Genomic DNA, 25405 nt, shown 5'->3' with positions numbered 1-25405 from the left:
ACCGTCACCCCTGCGCAGGCAGGGGTCTACTCAACTCTCGCACCAAGCCTCAAGTAGATTCCTGCCTACGCAGGAATGACGCGCGCTTTAGAGCCATTTACCAAAATAGCCGTCACCCCTGCGCAAGGCTAGTGGAATGACGCGCGTTGAGAGTTGTTCTAATCCTGAAACGCCCCCCTAACCTTCCAGCGCCGACAACACCTTACTATTCGCCGCTTTCCACTGAGCACTTTTCTTAAGCTCTGCTAAGTCAAAGTTCTTCTTTCTAAGCATGCGACTTGCCTGCTTCACTTTGGTAATCGGCAAGTTATCCAATACTTCAATTGTCGAGTTGCGGTTATTACACATTAACAGCGTATCGCAGCCCGCATCGAGTGCTTGCTGAGCGCGCGCCGCAGGGCCGCCCATAATCGCAGCACCTTCCATAGAGAGGTCATCAGAAAACACGATACCGTTGAAACCAAGCTGTTTACGAAGTACCTCTTTTAACCAGTAGCTTGAGCCGCTCGCTGGTTTATCATCGTAATGAGGGAACACCACATGGGCTGGCATCATCGCATCAAGCACGCCAGCTTTGATATGCGCTTGGAAGATACGCATGTCGTCCTCAAAAATAGAGTCTCGATTATCCACTGGCGTTTCAAGATGCGAGTCTGCAGTCACGCCGCCGTGCCCAGGAAAATGCTTTCCGGTTGTCGCCATACCCGCTGACTTCATACCCGCCATAAAAGCAGTGGTGTATTGCACGATAGTTTGGAAATTATCCCCAAAGGCGCGATTACCAATGGCTTTGCTTTGCTCGCCTTGGTCTAAGACTGGCGCAAAGCTTAAATCAATATCATGAGCAATCAGCTCAGCGGCCATCAGCCAACCCGCTTGATGCGCCAAGGCTTCGTCTTTAAGCTTGGCATAACGCGCCGCAGGCGGCAGCAAAGTAAACCCGTCACGGAAACGCTGTACTCGCCCACCCTCTTGATCAACACCAATGACAATAGGCTTCTTCGCCGCTTGACGGATTTGTCGATTGAGTTCAATAAGCTGCTCGGAGTCATGGTAGTTTCTAGCAAACAGAATCAAGCCACCGACGGTTGGGTGCTCTAAAATTTCGCGATCTTCCGCAGTCAGTTCGTAGCCTGCCACATCAATCCATAGCGGTCCCATAGTTGCTCCTCTGCAAATTTATTATCAAATGGGCATCCCCAGAGGTTATTCCTATTGTTTTTGATTTACAATAAAGCTACGTAAAAACGGAGTAAGTTTATGATGTCAAAGGAAGCGTTGTATATCGGTATCATGTCTGGCACTAGCCTAGATGGTGTCGACACCGCCATTGTTGCGATTAGGGACAAGCAGATTCGTCTCGTAGACAGCGATTTCTTGAGCTATCCCGACGCCCTTAAAAGTGAGGTGCTAGCGATATGCCAAGGACAACCCACCAGCCTAAAACAAGTCGGTGAACTCGACCATAAACTCGGAAAACTCTATGTGCGTGCGGTGGAATCACTACTGGCTAAATCGAACTACAGCGCTGGTGACATCACCGCAATCGGCAACCATGGGCAGACGGTCTTTCACCAGCCAGACGGCGAAATGCCATTTACCACCCAGTTGGGCGATAACAACCTGGTTGCCGCGCTCACTGGCATTAATACTGTCGGTGATTTCAGACGCAAAGACATGGCGCTAGGTGGTCAAGGCGCGCCCTTAGTACCTGCTTTTCATCGCTACCTTTTTAGTGACAGTGAATCGACTCAAGTGATCCTTAATATTGGCGGTATTGCCAATGTATCCGTTCTGCAACCAAATGGTGATGTCGTAGGATTTGATACTGGGCCTGGCAATGTGCTATTGGATCATTGGTGTTCCCACGCGTTCTTGCAAGCTTTTGACCAAGATGCACACCTTGCCAAACATGGAAACGTTAACGATAGCTTGTTGGCACAGATGCTCACCGACCCTTACCTCAAGCGCAGCGCACCAAAAAGTACCGGGCGTGAGTATTATCACGGTGAGTGGTTGCAAACTCAGCTAGCAAAACTAGATAGCGCCGTTAACAACCACGATGTATTACGCACGCTCACCGAATTTACCGCCAGAACCATCGCCCAAGCAGTCAAGCCATACTGCGTTGGTGCCAGTCCAAAACTGCTCGTCTGTGGCGGCGGCGCGAACAACCCGATTATCATGAGCCGCATGAGCGAGCTACTCGCAAACTGGCACGTCGATTCTACCGATAGTGAAGCGATCAGCGGTGACTACATGGAGTCGATGGCCTTCGCTTGGCTGGCACACTGTTTTATAAATAAAATACCAAGCAATCTACCTTCGGTGACCGGCGCCAGCAAAGCCGTACCGCTAGGTGTGTTTTACCCTGCTAACTAGGACTCACTATGACAAACGACGCTTTATTAAATGCGCTTTCCCAACTCGTCTCTGAAGGGCGCAACCCGGAAACCATGGATATCGATCTGCTCTCGTCTGAGCAAATCCTGATGCGTATGAACCAGCAAGACAGCCTAGTTCCGCTCGCCGTCGAAAAAGTGATTCCAGAAATAGCCGAGGCCGTCGATGCCATTACAGAAGCCTTCAAACAGGGGGGGCGCTTACTCTATGTTGGCGCAGGAACCAGCGGTCGTCTTGGCGTGTTGGATGCATCGGAGTGCCCGCCAACCTTTGGAACCGACCCTGATATGGTAGTTGGCATTATAGCAGGCGGTAAAGAGGCAATGTTTAAAGCCAAAGAAGGGGCAGAAGATGACCCAGTGCTTGGTGCGCAAGACTTAAAAGATATCGTGCTTACCGACAAAGATGTGGTGGTGGGCATCGCGGCAAGCGGCCGAACACCTTATGTGATTGGTGCTCTTGAGTATACCAACGAAGTTGGCGCGACGTCAGTGGCACTGTCATGTAATCCCGCTTCTGATATTGCGAATGTAGCGAATATTGCCATTAGCCCAGTCGTGGGACCAGAAGCACTGACCGGCTCGACACGTTTAAAGTCTGGCACTGCGCAAAAGCTGGTTCTGAACATGCTAACAACCGCGAGCATGATCCGCTTAGGCAAGAGCTATCAAAACCTGATGGTAGATGTGAAAGCGACCAACGCAAAGTTGGTTGCCCGTGCAACGCGCATTGTGATGCAAGCGACCGACTGCAACAAAGACGCTGCGACGACAGCACTCAAACAAACGGACTATGATGTAAAACTATCGATACTCATGATTCTAACGGGATTAGACAAAGCCAATGCTGAGAAGCAGCTTACAAAGCAAGACGGATTTCTTCGTAAGGCTGTGGATAACGAGACAAGCGCCAACTAATACGCGACCTTAAACTAAAAGCTCATAAAAACGAGAAGGGTTAGCACTAAGCTAACCCTTTTTACTGCGATCGAGAGGCGCTATTAAAAGCCACTTTGCTGAGAGTAATCCGTCCAGCCTCGTTGCCACTCCATTCGAAAACGCTGCGCTTCAGGCAGACCTTCACACGCACCCGTATAGTATTGTCCTGACAAACCAATTTGGTATGCAAAGTCGGCATCACAAAATTCGATAACACCGCGCTGATAACCCGCATCATACTCAGAGTGCACCGCTTCACCGAGCTTATTCAAATCCGAGTAACTGCGCGATAGCTGACCTCTCACGCCATCTTGATAGCCGATCTGATCCCAGCTCCCTTCTTGGGCAAGATCGTCCACACCTTTAGCACAGCCGAATGCCAGTAAGCTGGTCGCAACGATGATTAGCGCTCTCATGATTTCCCTTTATGATCGATAAATATCTGCCGGTAACAATGCCAGTTCTCACGCAGTTTTGCCACTCTCAAACAGTGAAAGTGACCCACTTCACGCTTTTATTCTACCACTCAGCCGATAAATTCGACCGCTTAGTTATCAGCAAAACCACTTAACTTAGCTATTGACCACTTAATCAGCTATTTCACCACTAACCGAATAAGCCAATGTGGAACCAATTCATCATTTTTATAATGGTTACCAGAAATTAATGTCATCACAAACTAGGGATAACAGTTATGTTGTGGTTTTTAACTTGTGTTGCAGCCTTGATTGGCGGCTACTTTATCTACGGGGCTTTCATTGAGAAGGTCTTTGGTATTAACGAAAAACGTCAAACCCCCGCTCATACGAAAGCTGACGGTGTGGATTACGTTCCAATGTCGACCAAGAAAGTTTACTTGGTTCAACTACTGAACATCGCAGGTGTCGGCCCTATCTTCGGCCCAATCATGGGTGCTTTATATGGTCCTGCAGCAATGCTTTGGATTGTTATCGGCTGTATCTTCGCAGGTGCGGTTCACGATTACTTCTCAGGTATGCTGTCTGTTCGCAATGGCGGTGCATCTGTACCTACCATAACCGGTCGTTACTTAGGCAATGGCGCCAAACACTTTATGAACATTTTTGCCATCGTCCTATTACTACTGGTTGGTGTGGTTTTCGTTTCAGCTCCAGCTGGCATGATTACTAACCTAGTGAACGACCAAATGGACATGTCGATGAGCATGACCACTATGGTTGTGATTATTTTTGCGTACTACATCATCGCGACAATTGTTCCTGTAGATAAAATCATCGGCCGCTTCTACCCACTGTTCGGCGCACTGCTGATCTTCATGTCTGTCGGTCTAATCACTGCGGTTGCACTGTCAAGCGAGCACCAAATCATGGGCGGCTTTGAAATCAGTGACATGTTTACCAACATGAACCCGAATGACTTGCCACTTTGGCCTGCACTATTCATCACCATCGCTTGTGGTGCTATCTCTGGCTTCCACGCGACTCAGTCTCCACTGATGGCTCGCTGTATGGAAAATGAAAAGAACGGTCGCTTCGTATTCTACGGTGCAATGATTGGTGAAGGTGTTATCGCGCTAATCTGGTGTGCACTGGCTCTATCTTTCTTCGGCTCTATCGATTCTCTTGCAGAAGCAGTGAAGAACGGCGGTCCTGGTAACGTAGTTTACAGCGCGTCATTCGGTCTACTGGGTGTGTTTGGTGGTGTGCTTGCCTTCCTAGGTGTGGTTATCCTACCGATTACTTCTGGTGACACAGCGTTCCGTTCAAGCCGTCTTATCCTTGCTGAATACTTCAACATGGAGCAGAAGACACTGCGTAACCGCCTGATGATGGCTATCCCACTGTTCATTATCGGTGGCATCCTAACTCAAGTAGACTTCGGTGTTATCTGGCGCTACTTCGGTTTTGCAAACCAAACCACGGCAGTAATGATGCTTTGGACTGCGTCGGCTTACCTGCTGCGTCACAACAAGCTTCACTGGGTAACAACAGTACCAGCGGTATTCATGACAACGGTAGTGATCACCTTCATCCTGAACAACGCGACACTAGGCTTCGGTCTGCCAATGCAGCTATCAACCATCCTAGGTATCGTGTCTTCACTTTCTATCGCGGGCTACGTGATTAAGAAATCAAAAGGCAAAGGTGATATTGACCTGGCAGATGAAGATAAACCGACCGGCGAAACAGAGACGGCGTAAGTAATCCCTCAACGCTAAGTTCTACTGAACTCAAAATTTGAGCTGAACACTCTAAAGCCCTCAACATCTGTTGAGGGTTTTTTTCACACTCATAGGAAAAGCCAATCAACTCTAGTACTATTTGCGGTCACTATCTTCCTACCCGCGTATAAAGCAGTAGAGGTGCACAATGCCAAATATCGAATTCACCCAAGGTCGCCTGGATGAAAAATCACAACTTGAGCTCACTGCTGGTCTTGAGTCTCATAGTCAAATGCAGGTAGCGCCAAACTATGACAAGCAGCATGTCAATTGGACAGTTCGCGATAACAATGGTGAGCTAATTGCTGCATTGACCGCAGACCTTCTTTGGGACTGGATGTATATCGATGAACTTTGGGTCGATGACCGCTGCCGAGGAACAGGAATGGGCAGTAAGCTGATGAAACACGCAGAGCAATATGCCATTAAAAGCAAGTTATCTGGGCTTTGGTTGTGGACTCAAAGCTGGCAAGCGCCAGTGTTTTATCAAAAACTGGGATTTGTGGAATTCACACGCTTTGATGATTTTCCAAAAGGCCACAGCCGTATCGGGCTTCGAAAAACACTTAGTAGCTAATTGGAAAGATCCCAACGAAATCACAATCAAAGACAAAGGGGCATTGTGTCCCTTTGCCTTTTTAACTTCAGTCAGCTCTTAAAGACAGATTCTCACCAAAGCACACTCCCAGTGACCAGCTTATGAATACAGCCGAGCTAAGATGAGTGCTCGCTTTTCTTCAGGTACCACTATCCCAAACTCCCGCTCCACAACGTCAAAATAACCGTGTTTATCAAGCTCACTCACTTTAGTTTCTTGCTCCCCCTGACGATGACGAAGTGTGGTATCAAGTAGCGTCACATTACCCTCAGCAGTAGCAAGTGCCGCCGTAATAGACTGGGTAAACACCGCATTGGGGCTAGTCGATGTATAGTGATTGGCGTGCTCGATGTCGCCCCTTGCAGCAAACACTAAATCTAAGCTATACAGATCCAACCACCCTTCTTCAACTCTACGCTGTAAAAGGTAGCCAAAGTCCTCTACCTCAATAAACCGAAACACTTGGAAATCCGCCTGTTGCTCAACATTGGCCACCAACTTGATGGGCGCACGTGGCGTATTCGAACCAAAGCCGACATCGACAACCCATTGCTCTTCACTAACCGTCACCAGCGTCACTTGATGGCTTCGTCCCGATGGCGTGCCAGAGAGGTGTACGCGAGCAAGCTTAGGCTGAACGTGATAACCCAAAGTCTTCAGCACTTCTAAAAACAGTGCATTGACCTCAAAGCAGTAGCCACCGCGAGAGTGCGTGACAAGTTTTTCAAATCTCACCTCAGATTCGAGACTGATACTGTCACCAGCAAACACATCAAAGTTTTCAAAAGGGATCGTGCGGTGTTGAGCTTTTTGCAGCTTGCTCAAATCGGCATTGCTGGCTAAAAACGTATTTCTCACCACACCGCTATCTACGCCACAGAGCGTGATATCCAATTTATCTAAGTACTGCTGCAACTGGTTTGGTGTCATGGGGGTTCCTGTTGTTTGGTATTAAGCTGATTGGCCACAAGCATAAAACCTCAACCTAACCTGAGGTCAATGATTTCAATTCGGTTTATCCGCTCTTTATCATGTACTGAAGATAAAAAAATGCCCAAGCTGCATAGGCTCGGGCATTGATACCAACAAATCTGATTACTGAACTCGACGTAATACGGCTTTCAGTGCATCAAAGTCGTTATCAAGATCTTCAGATAACAGCTCCATCACTGCGTGTTTCGCTAGAGGTCCTGGAAGGTCGATGTCTGACTCGAGGATATCATCCACCACTTCTTTAAACTTGGCTGGGTGAGCAGTACACAAGAACAAGCCGGTTTCGCCTTCTTGCAGTTGCTCGTCGAGCAAGCGGTAAGCAATCGCGCCGTGTGGCTCACACAGGTAGCCATGAGCATTGAGATCACGCACTGACTCAGCACTTTGCTCATCCGTCACCATGCCTTTACCTAACGTATCTAGACCCCAACCTTTGATTTGGCATAGCTCTTCGATACGTGGCCAGTTGTTTGGCTGGCTTACGTCCATTGCATTTGAAGTTGTCGCAACCGTTGGCTTAGGATCCCACTCGCCTGTTTCTAGGTAACGAGGAACGGTATCGTTGGCATTGGTTGCCGCAATGAAGCGTTTGATAGGAAGACCTAGTGCTTTCGCCAATAGACCTGCCGTTAAGTTACCAAAGTTACCACTTGGTACCGACACCACTAGGTTCTCACGCTGTTGTTTAGACATCTGAGATGCCGCTTCGAAGTAGTAACAAATTTGCGCCATCAGACGGCTGATGTTGATTGAGTTCGCCGAGTTAAGGCCAATCTCTTCACGCAATGCTGCATCGTCAAAGGCGTGCTTAACCAACGCCTGACAGGCATCGAAGTCGCCGTCTATCGCTACAGTATGGATGTTTTTACCTAGTGTACAGAATAGCTTTTCCTGCAGCGGGCTGATCTTACCTTTTGGATAAAGGATAACAACATTGATGTCTTCCATGCCGTAAAACGCATGAGCAACTGCCGCACCCGTATCGCCGGATGTCGCTGTTAGGATAGTGATCTTTCCACCATCAGAGACTGCAGCCAGAGACTGAGCCATAAAGCGACCACCGAAGTCTTTAAACGCTAATGTTGGGCCGTGGAAAAGCTCAAGCGCGTATACGCCGTCTTTTACCTGATTGATAGGAGCTGGGAACTGGAATGCATTGTCGACCAACTCATTCACTTTTTCTGCTGGAAGCTCATCACCGATCAGCGCAGACAAGATTTTTGCACTACGCGTGACAAAGTCTTCTGCCAAAAGTGCGTCTACATCATCGAACCTTGGCAGTTCAGATGGGAAAAATAGACCTTGGTTACGACCTAAGCCTTGGCGAACGGCTTGGCCAAACGAGACTTGCTCGTCGTTCTCTTTGATGTTGTACAGCTTCATAGCTTACTTCCTGTTACCTTCGAGCCTTGCTTGTCGAGACGACAAACATGGACGAATCCTTCGTTATTTTGTACGTAATTCTCTTCTAGCCAGCGAGCCACTCTGTCCGCGACATCTTTATCTTTGCAGATGCTAAATAGCGTCGGGCCGCTGCCTGAAATTCCTGTTGCTAGTGCGCCCGCGCTCGCAGCGTATTCACGAGCTTTGCTAAACCCTGGAAGCAGTTTAGCGCGATAAGGTTCGGCGATGACATCTTTGATCATCTTCGCTGCCAACTCAGGTTGATTCGAGTGACAAGCATGGATAAAACCAGCTAAGTGGCGACCATGGGCAATGATATCTTGTCTGCGATACTGAGATGGTAGGATCTCACGCGCTTCTGCAGTTGACACCTTGATGCCTGGATAAGCCATAACCCAGTACCACTCATCGAAACAGGGGACTTCTTGGCTGATGATACCTAACTCTTCCAGCATCAACTGCACGCCACCTAGGTAGCAAGGTGCCACATTGTCATAATGGATGCCACCAGAAATTTGACCTTCCATCTCGCCCATTAGTGCGAGAAGCTCAGTTTCATTCAGTGGATTACCGTGGAACTGGTTCAAAGCGTCGAGCGCAGCAACAATAGAACAGGCGCTTGAACCTAGTCCAGAACCAATCGGCATGTTCTTCTCAAGCGTCATGTACACAGGTTTGAGTGCCACACCTTTTTTGTCTAGTTCACGGGCATAAACCTTCCAACAATCGTAAACGATGTTCTCTTTTGGATCGCTTGGCAGCTTATCAACAAAACTGCCTTTGGCCGCAAGATCGAACGGCTTATCGCCCGGTCTCACCTCAACACAATCGCCAAGCAAGGTACCATCAACAGGTGATACCGCCGCGCCCAACACATCAAAGCCAACGCTCACATTGCCAATCGAGGCAGGCGCATAAACGACAACGCTATCACTCATCTTATACTCCTAGTTTCCAGCCTAACGTACGCATCACATCAGAGAACACGCCCGCGGCCGTGACTTCTGTACCTGCACCGTAGCCGCGAAGAACCAATGGAATTGGCTGATAGTAACGGCTGTAGAAGGCCAGTGCGTTCTCGCCATCTTTGATCTTAAACATCGGATCGTTTTCATCGACAGCTGCAATACGAACTCGGCACTTACCGTCAGCGATCTCGCCAACGTAACGCAATACTTTGCCTTCTTTAGCTGCGTTTTCTACCAACTCACTAAAGTAAGCATCAGCTTCTGGTAATCGAGCCATGAACTCATCGATAGAACCAGAATCATCAAAGCCTGGTGGCAGAGCTTGGTCAACTTCTACATCTTCAAGCTCGAGTGCCATACCCGCTTCACGTGCCAAAATAAGTAGCTTACGTGCCACGTCCATACCCGAGAGATCGTCACGTGGGTCTGGCTCAGTAAAGCCTTTATCTTTCGCAACATTGGTTGCTTGACTTAGTGTTAGTCCTTCATCCAACTTACCGAAGATGAATGATAGAGAGCCAGACAGGATGCCGTTGAACTTCTCAAGTTCGTCACCAGCGGCAATCAGGTTCTGTAAGTTTTCGATAACTGGCAGACCTGCACCCACTGTCGTTTCATACATCAACTTACGGCGAGAGCTGCGAGCCACATCGCGAAGCTGATGGTAGTATGACATGCTTGCTGTGTTCGCTTTCTTGTTTGGCGTTACTACGTGGAAACCTGCAGCTAAGAACTCAGCATACTGGTTAGCGATATCTTCGCTTGATGTACAGTCCACTAATACAGGGTTAATGATGTGATTACGTTGAACAAGTGCAGCTAGGCTAGAGACGGTGAATTTTTCACTGACATCACCCATGCGATCACGCCACTGCTCAAGCGGCAAACCATTACCATCAAGTAATACACCTTTGCTGTTTGCCAGACCGCAAACACGAATGATGATGCCTTTCTCGGCCAGCTTCGCTTGCTGTCTTTGGATTTGATCCACCAACTCACCACCTACGCCGCCAACACCAACAACAAACACATCTAAGAAGTGCTTAGAATTGAATAGGTTTTCGTGACAAGCTTTGATGGCTTCAGAAATCTTATCTTCTGGAATAACCGCTGAAATCGCGCGCTCTGATGAGCCCTGAGCGATAGCCACAATGTTGACGTTTACTTCAGCAAGTGATGAGAAGAACTGAGATGCGACGCCACGAGAAGTGCGCATACCGTCACCCACAAGCGTCACAATCGCAACATCATCCATAAACTCTACTGGCTCAAGTAGACCGTTTTTCAACTCAAGTTCGAATGCTTCACTAAGCGCACGCTCAGCTTCTAGCTTGTCTTCCTCTTCAATACAGAAGCTGATGCTGTACTCTGATGAAGATTGAGTAATAAGAACAATCGACACACCCGCTGATGACATCGCACCAAATACGCGGCTTGCCATACCTACCATGCCTTTCATACCAGGGCCAGATACGTTAACCATGATGAGGTTAGAAAGCGTGGTGATACCTTTAATTGGCAAGTTGTCTTCGCCAGTGTCTTGGCCGATCAAAGTACCCGCACCCTGTGGGTTAAAGGAGTTCTTGATAAGACAAGGGATATGGAACTGAGCAATTGGGGCAATAGTTTTCGGGTGAAGTACCGAAGCACCGAAGTAAGAGAGCTCCATCGCTTCTTGATAGCTAAGCGATTTAAGAAGGCGCGCATCGTCAACCAGTCGAGGGTCACAGTTGTAAACACCATCGACATCGGTCCAGATTTCACAGCAATCAGCACGCAAGCATGCGGCTAGTACCGCTGCTGAGTAGTCCGAGCCATTACGACCTAACGTCACTAACTCGCCTTTAGCATTGCCTGCAGTGAAACCTGGCATGATGTGTACAACACCCTCAGCAAGCGGATTCGCTCGGAAGTTTTGAGTCGACACTTCAACGTCAACCATGGCTTCTAGGTGGTCGCCGTTGGCAAACAGGTATTTCACAGGGTCGATAAGATCCGCCGCTTGGCCTTTCGCGATAAGCACCGCTTTCATCAACTGGATAGAAATGCGCTCACCTTTAGATATGATGCGAGCATTAACATGATCTGGACAAGTGCCAAGAAGGCGAATGCCATGGACGAACTGGTGAAGCTGGAACAGCGATGTTTTGACTTGATTGTCAAAATCTGTGCTGTCGATATTCGGGAGGACTTTCTTAATGTTGGAGAACAACTCATTGAATGACGTCTCTAGTTCAGAGATTTGCAGTTCAACTTCACTGTTCTTGAGTGCAGTTTCAATGACTGCTACTAGTTTGTTGGTCGTTTTACCTGGTGCTGATAGCACCACGGCTAAGTCTTCTTGCTGGGCATTGTTGGCGATGATGTCCGCCGCTCTTAAAAAACGGTCCGCATCGGCTAACGATGAGCCTCCAAATTTTAGTACTCGCATCCTTTCCTCCCGAAATACTCAAAACAGGTAAAAAAAAGGCCCGTATCTCGGTGATACAGGCCTTGTTTTTGAATTTCTTTCGTCTACCAGCCTGCCCCAACGATAATGTCGGTAATAATAATGGTGGTGGTCATTACTACGTGCTGGTGATTAAACATAATAGGTCGTGCTTCAGATTCTGTTATGTGCTTACCCATACGTGTACCGCATTTGTTGGCGATTAGTCAATCAAAATTTGTTCTTTTGTTGCTTATCATGTGATTTTTTCTTAAAACCATGAAAATAGCCACTATTGCATTTATATGCACTTGAGATCTTTAGACATAACTAAATGCTATATAGTTTTACAACTTTTTGCTTAGATTCTGTGCTTTAATTAGAAATCAATAAACTATAAAAACTATAACCAAGGAGTGGTGCCATGAGAGCAGTGTCTTTATACGCCTCAGCGTTATTGTTTTTTAGTGGTTTGTTGTTCAGCGCCTCTGCACTCTCTGTTGAGCTTCCAGCGCTTCCCTCTCAGCATAACCAGTCACCCCACAGCTTTTTCTTGTCTTCCGGCAGTAAATCCGGCGGTGCAGACTCATTTGATGTTTGGAACGTTGATAGTGGGTATTCTTATGCCGTGTTTGATTCTCTAGATGTTTACATTGGTGCCCGTCTCAACAATTCAGACATCACCAATGATCGTGGTTTTTTAAGTGGTGTGAACTATCAAGTGTCTGATCGTATCTCTGTGAAGAGTACGCTACGCGGGTATCAGTACGAAGAGAATAATGAAACACAAGGTGCGATGGCGGCCGAGATTTCCAGCCGAATGAGGCTAACAGAAAACCTAGACGTTCACGCCACCTTTGACTTTGAAAAGGTCCAGCAAGGGGTCGAAGTCGGCCTAGGTTTCCGTTTTTAGTTGAGTATCTAGATACTGCGGTTATCGCTCACAAACTAAAATTCCAGTGCTTCTTTACTGATTAGCACGCCATTCCAATCTGAATACACATAGTGACCAGGCTGAACAATTTGATTGTTCATGGTCAGTGTGACATTGATTTGCCCAGCTCCGCGCTTTTCCGTCTTAAATGGACACGCTGCGAGTGCTTTCACCCCAAGATCCATCTCCGACATTGCGGCAACATCGCGAATTGCACCATTAACAATGACGCCTTCCCAGCCATTCTCAATGGCCATGATCGCCAACTGGTCGCCCAAAAGCGCTTTCGCACATGAGCCATTCCCATCAACAAAGAGTACTTTCCCTTTTCCATCGTGGCCTAACACTTCTCGCACCATGGAATTGTCGTGGTAACAACGTACCGTGACAATCTCGCCCCAAAAGGCAGCGCGTTGACCAAAGTTTTGCAGTGGTATGTTCAGCAGCATCACTTTGTCTTCGTGTTGGTCACAAATATCAGGTGTGATATCTCTCATGTTTCCTCCGTGATAATAGCTCAATAGACGCAAAAATAGCCGCACCTTTAGAGAGCATTAAAGTAAAATCCCTTTTCACTTGCCCAGCCAAACGGTCATTGACGCACGTACTGACTCAGCAAGCCTAAATTTTTTTTCGTCTGGTCTTCATCACAGGAGACCAGAAACAGTACACCATTTTCGACCCAGTAGATGGCATTTTGCTCATATTTTTGCGCTAACTCACACGCTTGTGAAAACGAGATGTCCACTGCAAAACTCGCTTCCACCCACTCAAAGCTGGGGTCACCAACGTTTACACTTACATGATGAAAATCTGCTAAATTTTGTTCTAGCTCTCGGTTTTTTATGCAGTTTTCTTCATCACTCAGCTTACGGCTTCGTGGGTTAAAAGCCGTTATAACAGCGTAGCTCTCGCATTCCCACTCAGTGAGAAACCGCATCACAATGCTTGAATAAGCACTCCAAAGTTGTGCATCGATACTCATACTATCTAAAATTTAGCCTCTGCCCAATACTATTAATATTTGTTACAAAGCGCCTATTGATTTAAATCAACAAACTGCATGGAATTAACATTTGACCATTGTTAGCATGCTGTTAACATTATAGAATTCGCCTCAATGACCTAGCAGAATAATAAGAGATTACAGGGATTTCTCGTTTTTTGGCAACATCATGGATGGCGACGTAAAACGTAACTGTTTCAGTGATGGTGAGTAAAAGCTCCAAGAAACATTACCTATATGTTAACTTTTTGCCTAGAATTTATTCTACTACAGACAGAATTTTCACAAGTTTAATTTAGGTACCGCCGATGCAAAGCCCGCAGATTCTTATTGTTGAAGATGAGCAAGTAACCCGTAACACCCTAAAAAGCATTTTTGAAGCAGAAGGATACGCTGTATTCGAGGCCAGCGACGGTCAGGAAATGCACCAGGTGATGTCAGAAAACTCTGTAAACCTAGTTATCATGGATATCAACCTTCCTGGTAAGAATGGTCTACTGCTAGCACGTGAACTACGTGAGCAAGCTAACGTTGCTCTTATGTTCCTAACTGGTCGTGACAACGAAGTTGATAAAATCCTTGGCCTAGAGATTGGTGCTGATGATTACATCACTAAACCATTTAACCCACGTGAACTGACTATCCGTGCACGCAACCTACTGACTCGCTCTATGAGCAGCGGCGCAGCGACAGAAGAAAAACGCAGCGTTGAAAAATACGAGTTCAATGGTTGGGTTCTAGATATCAACAGCCGTTCACTCGTTAGCCCAAGCGGCGACAGCTATAAGCTGCCACGCTCTGAGTTCCGTGCACTGCTGCACTTCTGTGAGAACCCAGGCAAGATCCAAACTCGTGCCGACCTTCTTAAGAAGATGACTGGTCGTGAGCTTAAGCCACATGACCGCACTGTAGACGTAACTATTCGTCGTATTCGTAAGCACTTTGAATCAGTATCTGGTACACCAGAAATCATCGCTACGATTCACGGTGAAGGTTACCGCTTCTGTGGTGATCTAGAAGAGTAATCGACCATCGATTATTGAATATGGAAAAGGGACGCATTCGCGTCCCTTTTTGTTTTTCTCTGACTATTCACAAGCAAAGCTTAGTACACGGTATCCACTGGCACTTCACCGTTGACTACCCAGATTTCGCGGCCACTATCGGTTAGCTGCACCGCCACATCGATAGGCTTGGTGATGTTGACTTCAAGCTGCCAGTTGAACGCCACTTCCCATTGACTTTCTGATTGAGTTCTCAACTCAAAATCATCACCTTCAAATTCCCATACCATGTCGTCCTGCTTAAGTACGACTTTACTCACGTCCATCCCAGCAGGCAGCTGCTTATCGGTACGCAGATAGAGCGCCCCATAGAGATTTTGCTCTTTTAACAGCGCCGACGTTTCCCCTACTTTGGGCATCATATCAATCCAAAGCGTCGACTCTAAACGCACCGCTTCTTTTTCAACCATGACAGTATCGCTGGATGCCCAGATAGCATTTCCTGTTGGTGATGACGCACAACCAATAAGAGCGATAGAAAGTGCGACCGCTGAGACTATTTTTTTCATTTTGATTCCCTACTTTCCAACCACGATTTTAGTATCTGAATATCATTCTGATACTCGTTTTTGATCTCTTCAACCCAATCTTCGATATTCTCCCACCAAGCTGGAAGCTCTGGGGACTGTGCTTTTTGAGCAATCGACTGAATACGCTTAAGACCAATCGACCCTGCCGCGCCTTTTATCTTATGCGCTTCAGAGGCGATACCAGGCTGATCTTTGGCCGTCATATTTGAGTCGAGGATATCGATATAGTCTGGCATCATCTGCTCAAACATTGTGATGCTATCGAGTACGGGTGCACTGCCAACAATATCGACATACGACTCCAGCATGTCCAGATCGAGTAAGCGATTAAATACTTCACTGTTGATATTCGTTTCCACTTCTTTTTCCTCTGGTTGCGGCTCTTGCAAGGTGTCGTCACCGTGACATTTGTTAATCACTTCTGTGAGCGCTTTCACGCTGAGCGGTTTACTAATGGCATCATCCATGCCGTTTGTCAGGTACTCCTGCTTATCTTTGAGCACATTGGCTGTGAGTGCCACAAGCGGTGGTACCTCAGAATAACGCGATCTTAGCTCCTGGGCGACATCGAAACCCGTCATATCTGGAAGCTGAATATCCAGCAGCGCTAAATCAAAACTTGCTGGATTAAAGTTCGCTAACGCTTCTTCACCCGTCATGACAACTTCGACGCTATGACCAAGGCTCTCTAGCAAAGAACGTGCGACGGTTATGTTAAGTTCAATATCTTCCAGCAAGAAAATACGCAGGCTACCTTGTCGCTTCACCTCAACCGGTGCAAGCTGCATTTCATCGGCACATGGAACATTGATGGTCACAGTGAACGTACTGCCAAAGCCCTCTTCACTATCGACCGTAATGTCGCCATCCATCATTTGGATAAGCTGTTTCGATACCGCAAGGCCAATACCAGTACCAACCGCGTGCAGGTTGTCTTTGCCCGACTTCACCTGGTAGTACATAGCAAAAATTTTATCGAGCTCTTTTTGCGGAATGCCGATACCGGTATCTTCAATTTCGATCGTAATGTACGCGCGGCCATCCTCGATATCCGCGCTGATGGTCATTACCACTCCGCCCTGCTTAGTGAACTTCATGGCATTGCTCACCAAGTTCCAAATTACCTGACGTAGACGCGTTGCATCAACGACGACGCCTTCCGGCAGGTCGGTAAGCCTCTCAAGGTCGAAACGCAGCCCTTTTTGCTCCGCCATCAAGCCTGAGATACTCTCTAGCTCTGCGACAAAATCTTCAAAGTTCAACGGCTCTGGGAATAGCTCAAGCTTGCGTCTATCAAACTTATCCATGTCGATAATATCGTTAAAGATATGACCAAGAGTGATGGCGCTGACGTTAATCGTTTGCAGCTGCTTGCGCTGCTCACCATCCAACTGCCCATCTAGGAGCATGCGGCTTAGGCCAACAATGCCGTTGAGCGGTGTGCGCAGCTCGTGACTGATGGTTGAGATAAATGTGGTCTTGTCTCTGCTCGCCTTTTCTAATGACTCAGCATGGCGTTTACGCTCGGTGATATCACGGCCAAAGCCCACCAGCCCGAGATGGCGACCATCCTTACTGTAGAACGGCACTTTACGAAGCTCATAGAAGCATTTTTTGCCATCAGGGTATTCCAGCCACTGCTCATACGTCAGTGCCTGATTATCACCCATCACCTTGTGGTCGGTTTCCACGACTTGTTTAGCGACTTCTTCTGAATAGACATCCCATGGAGTTAGGCCGACCAAGTCTTGCTCTTTACGACCGGTAAGCTCCTCCATTGCCTTGTTACAGCCAGAGAACACACCTTCTGCATTGCGGTAGTAAATAAGGTCTGGTGATGCATCGATGAACGAGCGCAGCAGCGCGGTTCGTTCCGCAAGTTCAAGCTGGGTACGTTCACGTTGAAAGACTTCGTTCTCGAGATCTTTCATCGCTTCTTCACGAGCCTCTTCCGCTTTTTGACGCTCTTCAATCTCTTGGTTGAGCTTACGAATGTTTTGCTGAAGTTTATGGTTAAGATCTTGGTCGCGTGAGCGCATCTCCTTGAGCTTAGACACCATCTTAGCGAGACGCTGACGAGATTCTTCAAGCTGATCGACCACAACTGACAGGAAATAGACCGCCCAAGGGGTGATCAATAGTCCAAAGAACACCGAGCGAACAATGTCGATATCATCAACGCGTCCATTGAGTACCAAGGTAATGCCAACCTGAACCACAACGGCCAAGGCGACAAGAGCTAGCGCCAATATAATAGAGAAGCGCACAATACCGAGTTTCACCAATAGGTCGACATAGTATTGCGCGAGATTTTTGATGGGTTTCATTCAGCACTCCGTGCGTTACAACTGGGCTAAGTCTATCACTAAGCCCAAGTTTGCACACGGAAGGCGAATTATTTGAGAACAGGTTTGTGATAAGTAAACGGATTCTCGGTCAGTGCTCCCTGAGCGCCTTCTGCCGTTAGAGTTCTGCCAAGTTCGGTCATCGCCAGCCAACGGTTTTCACACCATAATGGTGAGAGCAGCGTTGGTCGTCTTGCTGAGGAAGAAACGCGGTGATAAACAATCTCGGCCGGCGTTCTGCGAATCATCTCACTGGCAACATCTAAGTAGAACTCTAAAGTTGGTGCCTCTAGGCGTCCTGCACGCCAAGCCTTTGCCATGGTGCTACCCTCAACAATATGAAGCCCATGCAGCTTGATGCCATCGGTACCGGTTTCCAGTACCTTTTCTAGCGTCTGTAGATTATCTTGCTTGATTTCGTTCGGCAGACCGACAATCAAATGCGTGCACACTTTAATACCTAGAGCGCGAGCGCGCTTGGTGATTTCATCATAAACCGCAAAATCGTGACCACGATTAATGCGTTTTAAGGTTTGATCGTTCGCTGTCTGCAGACCTAGCTCGAGCCAAATCTCATAGCCTTGCTCAACATAACCGGCAAGTAGCTCTAACACCGAATCTGGCACACAGTCTGGGCGGGTTCCCACACACAAACCAACGATATCCGCGTATTTGAGCGCTTCTTCGTACATGTTTTTCAGCACTTGAACTTCGGCATAGGTACTGGTGTAAGCCTGAAAGTAGGCCAGATACTTCTTAGCACGCTTCACTTCACCCGCGCGATCGGTGAGCTGTTCGTTGATCGATTGGATCTGGGTCTCCTCACTTGCGAAAGAGGCCACGTTGCAGAATGTACAACCACCACGGCCAATAGTGCCATCGCGGTTTGGGCAGCTAAAGCCGCCGTGCAGGGTTAGCTTGTGAACCTTTTCTCCATATCGACGCTGCAGATCTTGGCCGATGGTATTCACTAACTCATGTAATTGCATGTTCAAAAAACCTACTAATAAGAATGAATCTCACTCTAATTTGTGAAACTAAATTACATCCCTGCAAAAGAAAACCATGAAGAGTAGCAATCAGCGTTTTAAACACTCTTAATCAAAATCAATAAATATGCAGAAAAACAAGCAAAAAACCCGAAATGTTGCACCGATGTTATAAAACATATTCAAAACAAGATAAAAAAAATGTGTAACAGACGTAAGTTTCGTTGGAATTAACGAGGACAAAATTGTAGGATACTTACACAATTCTGCTGTATTTGCCGTTTTTATTACAGTACGAATTGGTAGATTAGGGTCGATATTCTACTCCCACCAACAGATTTCACTAGATTGTGGAATGAAGACATTGAATATCACCACGGAATGTTTTTCTCGCGACACTTTTCCTGCGAGATGCAGAATGGACTCGAACACTGCCCCCTCTGGCAGTCAAGAATCAAAATTACAAAGGACAAGACGCAATCACACACTCTAATTGCGTCTAGATTTAACTGGAAGGAAGTATCTATGGTAGATAGAGAGCAGAATACACAAGGTCTGTATACTCCTGAATTGGAGCATGACGCTTGTGGTATCGGTTTTGTTGCTCACCTAAAAAACCGTAAATCTCACGATGTAGTGACTCAAGCCCTGGATATGCTAGCGCGAATGGAGCACCGTGGCGGTCAAGGTTGTGACCCATGCAGCGGTGACGGTGCAGGTATCCTACTTCAAAAGCCACACGAATTTTTGCTAGAAGAGACCGTGAAGCTTGGCATTAAACTGCCATCGTTTGAGAAATACGGTGTAGGTGTTGTGTTGTTCCCTAAAGACGAACACAAACGCGCACAATGTCGTGACATCCTAGAGCGCAATGCACAGCGCCTAGATCTAGAAGTGATTGGCTACCGCGTGCTGCCAACCGACAACTCTATGATTGGTGCTGATCCACTAAGCACAGAGCCTCAATTTGAACACGTATTCGTAACGGGCGGCCCTGGCTGCACACCGGAAGAGCTTGAACGCAAGCTTTACGTCCTTCGTAACTACACGGTTCGTGTATGTCTAGAAAGCGTGTCAAACATCGGTGATGACTTCTACATCAACTCGATGTCTTACAAGACTTTGGTGTATAAAGGTCAGTTGACGACAGAGCAAGTACCTCAGTACTTCTTAGATCTACAAAATCCAACGATGGTGACAGCACTTGCGCTGGTTCACTCTCGTTTCTCTACCAATACTTTCCCAAGATGGCGCCTAGCGCAGCCTTTCCGTTACATTGCCCACAACGGTGAAATCAACACAGTTCGCGGTAACTTGAACTGGATGAAGGCGCGTGAAGCTATCATCGAATCTGACTTGTTCACACAAGCAGAAATCGACATGCTGCTTCCTATCTGTCAAGAAGGTAGCTCGGATTCATCAAACTTCGATATGGCACTTGAGCTCCTAGTTCTGTCTGGTCGTAGCCTGCCACACGCGCTAATGATGATGATTCCTGAAGCGTGGCAAGAAAACAAAAACATGGATCCAACCCGTCGTGCGTTCTACCAGTACCACGCGAATGTGATGGAACCATGGGATGGCCCTGCATCGGTCTGTTTCACTGACGGTGTTCAGGTAGGTGCAACGCTTGACCGTAACGGCCTGCGTCCATCACGTTATACCGTGACCAAAGATGACTTCCTAGTCATGGCGTCCGAATCTGGTGTTGTCGACATTGAGCCAGAGAACGTTGAGTTCCGTGGTCGTCTACAGCCAGGTCGTATCTTCGTTGCTGACCTAGAGCAAGGTCGTATCATCTCTGATGAAGAAGTGAAAGATGGCATCGCAAGTGCTCAGCCATACCAGAAATGGGTGGAAGAGAACCTACTAAGCCTGAAGAAGCTTCCAGATGCGAGCAACGAATTCAGCCAACCTTCTCCAGAGAAGCTACTGCACAAACAGCAAGCGTTTGGTGTCAGCTCAGAAGAAGTAAACGAAATCATTGTGCCTATGGCAAAAGATGGCAAAGAGCCACTTTCTGCAATGGGTGCCGACTGGCCACTAGCGATCCTTTCGCACCAGTCACAACATCTATCTAACTACTTTAAGCAGCTGTTTGCTCAGGTAACCAACCCACCAATCGACCCGATTCGTGAGCGTATGGTTATGTCTCTGAACACTTACCTAGGTAAAGATCAGAACCTATTGGCAGAATCGCCAGAGCACTGCCAAAAAGTTGAGCTTGAGTCTCCAGTTCTGTCTAACTCAGAGCTTGAGAAACTGCGTGCTATCGACAATGAGCACCTACAAGCGAAGACACTGGATATCGTATTCCAAGCAAGCGAAGACGAAGGCAAGCTAGAGCGCGCCCTAAAACGTATCTGCCAATACGCGGAAGACGCGGTTATCGATGGTTACTCAATCATCTTACTAACGGACCGTGCCGTGAACTCTAACCACGCCGCTATCCCAGCGATGCTGGCGGTTGGCGCAGTTCACCACCACCTAATCCGTAAAGGCTTGCGTGCTAAGTGTGACATCGTGGTTGAAACGGGCGACGCACGTGAAACGCACCACTTTGCAACACTAGTGGGCTACGGCGCGAACGCAGTGAACCCATACCTAGTTATCGAAACTATGGTAGAGCTACAGCGCACTAAGAAGCTTGATCCAGAAGCTAGCATCTCTGAGTTGTTCGAGAACTACCGTAAGTCTATCAACGGCGGTCTTCTGAAGATCTTCTCGAAGATGGGTATCTCAACGCTGCAGTCTTACCACGGTGCACAGATCTTCGAGGCACTTGGCGTAAGCAAGTCTGTGGTTGAAAAATACTTCACTGGCACGGTTTCTCGTATTCAAGGTCTAACCATTGATGACATCGCGAAAGAAGTACTGATCCGTCACCGTGTTGGCTTCCCAACGCGTGAGATCCCAGTACAAGTTCTTGATGTCGGTGGTGTTTACCAGTGGAAACAACGTGGTGAGAAACACCTGTTTAACCCAGAAACTATCTCGCTACTGCAAGAGTCGACTCGCAGCAAAAATTACGCTCAGTTTAAGCAATACGCGAAAGCGGTTGATGACCAAGGCGACAACGCTGCAACACTGCGTAGCCAGCTAGACTTTGTTAAGAACCCAGCAGGTTCAATCCCTCTAGAGGAAGTTGAGCCAATTGAAAGCATCCTTAAGCGTTTTGCAACGGGTGCAATGTCGTTCGGCTCTATCTCGTACGAAGCTCACTCTACTCTTGCTGTAGCGATGAACCGCATTGGCGCTAAGTCGAACTCAGGCGAAGGTGGTGAAGACCCAACTCGTTTCGAACGTAAAGAAAACGGCGATTGGGAACGCTCTGCGATCAAGCAGGTTGCATCAGGTCGCTTTGGTGTTACCTCTTACTACCTAACCAACTCTGAAGAAATTCAGATCAAGATGGCACAGGGTGCAAAACCGGGCGAAGGTGGTCAGCTACCAGGTGATAAAGTCGATGACTGGATCGGTGCGACTCGTCACTCCACTCCAGGCGTTGGTCTAATCTCGCCACCGCCGCACCACGATATCTACTCAATCGAAGATTTGGCTCAGCTGATCTACGACTTAAAGAATGCGAACCGTGCTGGTCGCGTGAACGTAAAACTGGTATCGGAAGCAGGCGTTGGTACTATCGCCTCAGGTGTAGCGAAAGCGAAAGCGGACGTTGTCCTTATTGCAGGTTTCGATGGTGGTACAGGTGCATCACCAATGTCTTCCATTCGCCACACTGGTCTTCCTTGGGAGCTCGGTTTGGCAGAAACACACCAAACGCTTCTGAAGAATGGTCTACGTAACCGTATCGTGGTTCAATCTGATGGTCAGATGAAAACGCCACGTGACCTTGCCGTTGCGACCTTGCTAGGTGCAGAGGAATGGGGTGTAGCAACAGCCGCTCTTGTTGTTGAAGGCTGTATCATGATGCGTAAGTGTCACAAGAACACCTGTCCTGTCGGTATCGCAACACAAAACAAAACGCTACGTGAGCGCTTTGATGGCCGTGTAGAAGATGTCGTCACCTTCTTCCAATACATGGCTGAAGGCCTGCGTGAAGTAATGGCAGAGCTTGGGTTCCGCACTATCGACGAAATGGTTGGTCAGTCTCAGAAACTGAAGATCCGTGACGACATCGGCCACTGGAAATACAAGAACCTAGACCTATCGCCAGTTTTGCACATTCAACCGGCACGTGAAGAAGACGGTGTTTACAACCAAACAGAGCAAAACCATAACCTAGAAGAGGTTCTAGACCGTAAGCTGATTCAAGCGGCTATCCCAGCACTTGAGAAGGGTGAAGCCGTTAACGCTGAATTCCCAATCATCAACACGGATCGCTCTGCAGGTACCATGCTGTCGAACGAAATCTCTAAAGTTTACAAAGACCAGGGTCTACCACAGCCAATGAACGTTAAGTTTAACGGCAGCGCTGGTCAGTCATTCGGTGCTTTCCTTGCTAAGGGCGTGAAGTTCGAAGTAGAAGGTGACGCGAACGATTACTGGGGTAAAGGTTTATCTGGCGGTACGCTAGTACTGTACCCAGATGCGAAATCGAGCATTGTTGCTGAAGACAACATCGTTGTTGGTAACGTTTGTTTCTACGGTGCAACGTCTGGTGAATCGTACATCCGCGGTATGGCTGGCGAGCGCTTCTGTGTTCGTAACTCTGGCGCGAAAGTTGTGGTTGAAGGCGTGGGTGACCACGGCTGTGAATACATGACTGGCGGTGTGGCGGTTATCCTAGGCTCAACAGGTCGTAACTTTGCTGCCGGCATGAGTGGTGGTGTGGCGTATGTTTGGGATAAAGCCGGTGACTTTGAAACCAAGCTAAACCCAGAATTGGTCGACCTAGACCCAATCGAACAAGAAGATCGCGAACTACTACTAGACATGCTAACTAAGCATGTGGAGTTCACAGGAAGTGAAGTCGCTCAGTCGTTCTTAGACAACTTTGAAGCCAGCATTGCATCGCTAGTGAAAGTGATGCCACGCGACTACAAAGCGGTGCTACTAAAGCGCAAAGCAGAAGCTGAGCAAGCTCAAACGGAAGAAGTGGAGGCAGTATAATGGGTAAGCCTACTGGATTTTTAGAACATGGTCGCGAGCTTCCAGGGAAGCTAGACCCAGCAGTTCGTATTGAAGACAACAAAGAGTTCGTTCTTAACGAAGAGTTTGGCGATAAGATCAATACTCAGGCTTCTCGTTGTATGGATTGTGGCGTACCTTTCTGTCACAACGGTTGCCCTATCGGCAACATCATCCCTGAGTTTAACGATGCCGTGTATCGTGACAGCTGGGAAGAAGCTTGGCGCATCCTAAGCACAACAAACAACTTCCCAGAGTTTACAGGTCGTGTGTGTCCTGCTCCGTGTGAAAGTGCCTGTGTACTTGGTATTAACCAAGACCCAATCACTATCTGTAACATTGAGAAGACGATCGTTGAAACGGCTTACCGTGAAGGCTATGCGAAACCAAAAACGCCTCGCTCTCGTACGGGTAAAACGGTGGCTATCATTGGTTCAGGTCCTGCGGGCCTGTCTGCGGCTGAGCAGCTAAACAGCGCTGGTCACTCAGTGACAGTGTTTGAACGCGATGAGAAAGTCGGTGGGCTATTGCGCTTTGGTATTCCTGACTTCAAATTAGGCATGGATATCATTGACCGTAAGATCAACCTAATGGCTGAAGCGGGCGTTGAGTTCAAGGTTAACCAACACATCGGTGTTGATGTAAACGCTGCGCAGCTTCGTCAAGAGTTTGATGTTGTGCTGCTAACCGGTGGCTCTACTGTACCTCGCGACCTACCGGTTCCAGGACGTGAGCTGAACGGCGTTCACTTTGCGATGGAATTCCTAGCGCAAAACAACCGCCGTGCTAACGACATGGATCTGAAAGGTGAAGAGATCCACGCGAAAGATAAGCATGTTGTGGTCATCGGTGGTGGTGATACTGGCTCTGACTGTGTAGGTACTTCTAACCGTCATAAAGCAGCAAGCGTCACTCAGGTAGAAATCATGCCAATTCCGCCAGAGAAGCGTCCAGCTAACATGCCTTGGCCGCAATACCCAATGATCATGAAGACCACAACTTCTCACGAAGAAGGCTGTGATCGTCATTGGAACATCCTAACCAAAGAGTTTATCGGTAACGATGAAGGTCAAGTAACGGGTCTTCGTATCGCTGATATCGTTTGGCAAGATGCCGCTCCAGGTGAGCGTCCTGGGTTTGAAGAAGTAGCCGGCTCTGAACGTGTGATCCCATGTGACATGGCGTTCCTAGCAATGGGCTTCCTACACCCAGAACCTACCGGTGTGCTGGCTCAGCTTGACATCAAACTGGATGAGCGTGGCAACGTTGCTGCAGAGAACTTCCAAACTAACCAACAAGGTGTATTTGCCGCAGGTGACATGCGTACTGGCCAGTCTCTGGTTGTACGCTGTATCAACGAAGGCCGTGAGTGTGCGCGTGCTATCGATGAATACCTAATGGGCAACACTAACCTAGAAGCGAAAGCCAACTCGTTGATGCTTTCCGCTTAAAGGTAGACTGTCTAGTTACGCGGATAAGTAACTAACAGCATTCCTTCCTAATTTGGCCAGCTT

General features: G+C 47.8%; 19 protein-coding genes. 8 read left to right on the top strand and 11 right to left on the bottom strand.

Annotated features, from left to right (window positions below; genetic code table 11):
• Positions 1 to 177: 177 nt before the first annotated feature.
• Positions 178 to 1161: a beta-N-acetylhexosaminidase gene (nagZ, locus tag ACVA6Q_RS16840; protein ID WP_446648242.1), complete on the bottom strand. Its 984-nt coding sequence runs from the start codon at positions 1159 to 1161 to the stop codon at positions 178 to 180.
• A gap of 102 nt (positions 1162 to 1263) precedes the next feature.
• Between nagZ and ACVA6Q_RS16835 the strand changes: the two genes are divergently transcribed.
• Together ACVA6Q_RS16835 and murQ are read left to right on the top strand one after the other, a co-directional pair.
• Positions 1264 to 2382, top strand: a complete 1119-nt coding sequence (locus tag ACVA6Q_RS16835; protein ID WP_446648257.1) for an anhydro-N-acetylmuramic acid kinase — start codon at positions 1264 to 1266, stop codon at positions 2380 to 2382.
• Positions 2383 to 2390: 8 nt separating this feature from the next.
• A complete protein-coding gene (gene murQ / locus ACVA6Q_RS16830) occupies positions 2391 to 3320 on the top strand; it encodes an N-acetylmuramic acid 6-phosphate etherase (protein ID WP_446648241.1) in 930 nt (309 codons plus the stop codon).
• 83 nt (positions 3321 to 3403) lie between these two features.
• On the opposite strand, the gene ACVA6Q_RS16825 is transcribed toward murQ, so the two are convergent.
• Entirely contained in the window at positions 3404 to 3757 is a 354-nt protein-coding gene (locus tag ACVA6Q_RS16825; RefSeq protein ID WP_446648240.1) for a DUF2799 domain-containing protein, read from the bottom strand.
• 278 nt (positions 3758 to 4035) lie between these two features.
• On the opposite strand from ACVA6Q_RS16825, the gene ACVA6Q_RS16820 reads away from it, so the two are divergent.
• Together ACVA6Q_RS16820 and ACVA6Q_RS16815 are read left to right on the top strand one after the other, a co-directional pair.
• Positions 4036 to 5520, top strand: a complete 1485-nt coding sequence (locus ACVA6Q_RS16820) for a carbon starvation CstA family protein (RefSeq protein WP_446648239.1) — start codon at positions 4036 to 4038, stop codon at positions 5518 to 5520.
• Positions 5521 to 5689: 169 nt separating this feature from the next.
• Entirely contained in the window at positions 5690 to 6118 is a 429-nt protein-coding gene (locus ACVA6Q_RS16815) for a GNAT family N-acetyltransferase (protein ID WP_446648238.1), read from the top strand.
• Positions 6119 to 6238: 120 nt separating this feature from the next.
• On the opposite strand, the gene ACVA6Q_RS16810 is transcribed toward ACVA6Q_RS16815, so the two are convergent.
• The 4 genes from ACVA6Q_RS16810 to thrA all read right to left on the bottom strand — a co-directional run bounded on the left by ACVA6Q_RS16810 (position 6239) and on the right by thrA (position 11935).
• Positions 6239 to 7069, bottom strand: coding sequence for an arylamine N-acetyltransferase family protein (locus tag ACVA6Q_RS16810; RefSeq protein WP_446648237.1), 831 nt, complete (start codon positions 7067 to 7069; stop codon positions 6239 to 6241).
• 165 nt (positions 7070 to 7234) lie between these two features.
• The gene (gene thrC / locus ACVA6Q_RS16805; RefSeq protein ID WP_446648236.1) at positions 7235 to 8515 is read right to left on the bottom strand and encodes a threonine synthase; all 1281 of its coding nucleotides are present in this window, start codon (positions 8513 to 8515) and stop codon (positions 7235 to 7237) included.
• Complete coding sequence (gene thrB / locus ACVA6Q_RS16800; protein WP_446648235.1) at positions 8512 to 9474, bottom strand: homoserine kinase; 963 nt, start codon at positions 9472 to 9474, stop codon at positions 8512 to 8514. The genes thrC and thrB overlap by 4 nt, the downstream gene beginning before the upstream one ends.
• Before the next feature lies 1 nt (position 9475).
• On the bottom strand, positions 9476 to 11935 hold the full coding sequence (gene thrA / locus ACVA6Q_RS16795; protein ID WP_353497883.1) for a bifunctional aspartate kinase/homoserine dehydrogenase I: 2460 nt from the start codon (positions 11933 to 11935) through the stop codon (positions 9476 to 9478).
• A gap of 421 nt (positions 11936 to 12356) precedes the next feature.
• On the opposite strand from thrA, the gene ACVA6Q_RS16790 reads away from it, so the two are divergent.
• Positions 12357 to 12845, top strand: coding sequence for a ribonuclease regulator (locus tag ACVA6Q_RS16790; protein ID WP_353497882.1), 489 nt, complete (start codon positions 12357 to 12359; stop codon positions 12843 to 12845).
• Between the two features lie 35 nt (positions 12846 to 12880).
• Here ACVA6Q_RS16790 and ACVA6Q_RS16785 read toward each other — a convergent pair whose 3' ends face one another.
• On the bottom strand, positions 12881 to 13363 hold the full coding sequence (locus ACVA6Q_RS16785; protein ID WP_353497881.1) for a putative 4-hydroxy-4-methyl-2-oxoglutarate aldolase: 483 nt from the start codon (positions 13361 to 13363) through the stop codon (positions 12881 to 12883).
• 95 nt (positions 13364 to 13458) lie between these two features.
• Positions 13459 to 13851, bottom strand: a complete 393-nt coding sequence (locus ACVA6Q_RS16780; RefSeq protein WP_446648234.1) for a DUF3293 domain-containing protein — start codon at positions 13849 to 13851, stop codon at positions 13459 to 13461.
• A gap of 329 nt (positions 13852 to 14180) precedes the next feature.
• Between ACVA6Q_RS16780 and arcA the strand changes: the two genes are divergently transcribed.
• The gene (gene arcA, locus ACVA6Q_RS16775) at positions 14181 to 14897 is read left to right on the top strand and encodes a two-component system response regulator ArcA (protein WP_112459845.1); all 717 of its coding nucleotides are present in this window, start codon (positions 14181 to 14183) and stop codon (positions 14895 to 14897) included.
• A gap of 80 nt (positions 14898 to 14977) precedes the next feature.
• Here the strand turns inward: arcA and ACVA6Q_RS16770 are convergent, their stop codons facing one another.
• The 3 genes from ACVA6Q_RS16770 to ACVA6Q_RS16760 all read right to left on the bottom strand — a co-directional run bounded on the left by ACVA6Q_RS16770 (position 14978) and on the right by ACVA6Q_RS16760 (position 18800).
• Positions 14978 to 15445, bottom strand: a complete 468-nt coding sequence (locus ACVA6Q_RS16770; protein ID WP_418641740.1) for a hypothetical protein — start codon at positions 15443 to 15445, stop codon at positions 14978 to 14980.
• The gene (gene arcB, locus ACVA6Q_RS16765) at positions 15442 to 17793 is read right to left on the bottom strand and encodes an aerobic respiration two-component sensor histidine kinase ArcB (RefSeq protein ID WP_446648233.1); all 2352 of its coding nucleotides are present in this window, start codon (positions 17791 to 17793) and stop codon (positions 15442 to 15444) included. The genes ACVA6Q_RS16770 and arcB overlap by 4 nt, the downstream gene beginning before the upstream one ends.
• A gap of 68 nt (positions 17794 to 17861) precedes the next feature.
• Complete coding sequence (locus ACVA6Q_RS16760) at positions 17862 to 18800, bottom strand: TIGR01212 family radical SAM protein (protein ID WP_446648232.1); 939 nt, start codon at positions 18798 to 18800, stop codon at positions 17862 to 17864.
• A gap of 525 nt (positions 18801 to 19325) precedes the next feature.
• Between ACVA6Q_RS16760 and gltB the strand changes: the two genes are divergently transcribed.
• Both gltB and ACVA6Q_RS16750 read left to right on the top strand, forming a co-directional pair.
• Positions 19326 to 23873 (top strand): glutamate synthase large subunit, encoded by a 4548-nt coding sequence (gene gltB, locus ACVA6Q_RS16755; RefSeq protein WP_446648231.1) that lies wholly within the window; start codon positions 19326 to 19328, stop codon positions 23871 to 23873.
• On the top strand, positions 23873 to 25342 hold the full coding sequence (locus tag ACVA6Q_RS16750) for a glutamate synthase subunit beta (RefSeq protein ID WP_446648230.1): 1470 nt from the start codon (positions 23873 to 23875) through the stop codon (positions 25340 to 25342). The genes gltB and ACVA6Q_RS16750 overlap by 1 nt, the downstream gene beginning before the upstream one ends.
• Positions 25343 to 25405: the final 63 nt, after the last annotated feature.

The organism is Vibrio sp. DNB22_10_4 (assembly GCF_052879755.1).
This window is presented reverse-complemented; position numbering and strand designations above follow the sequence as displayed.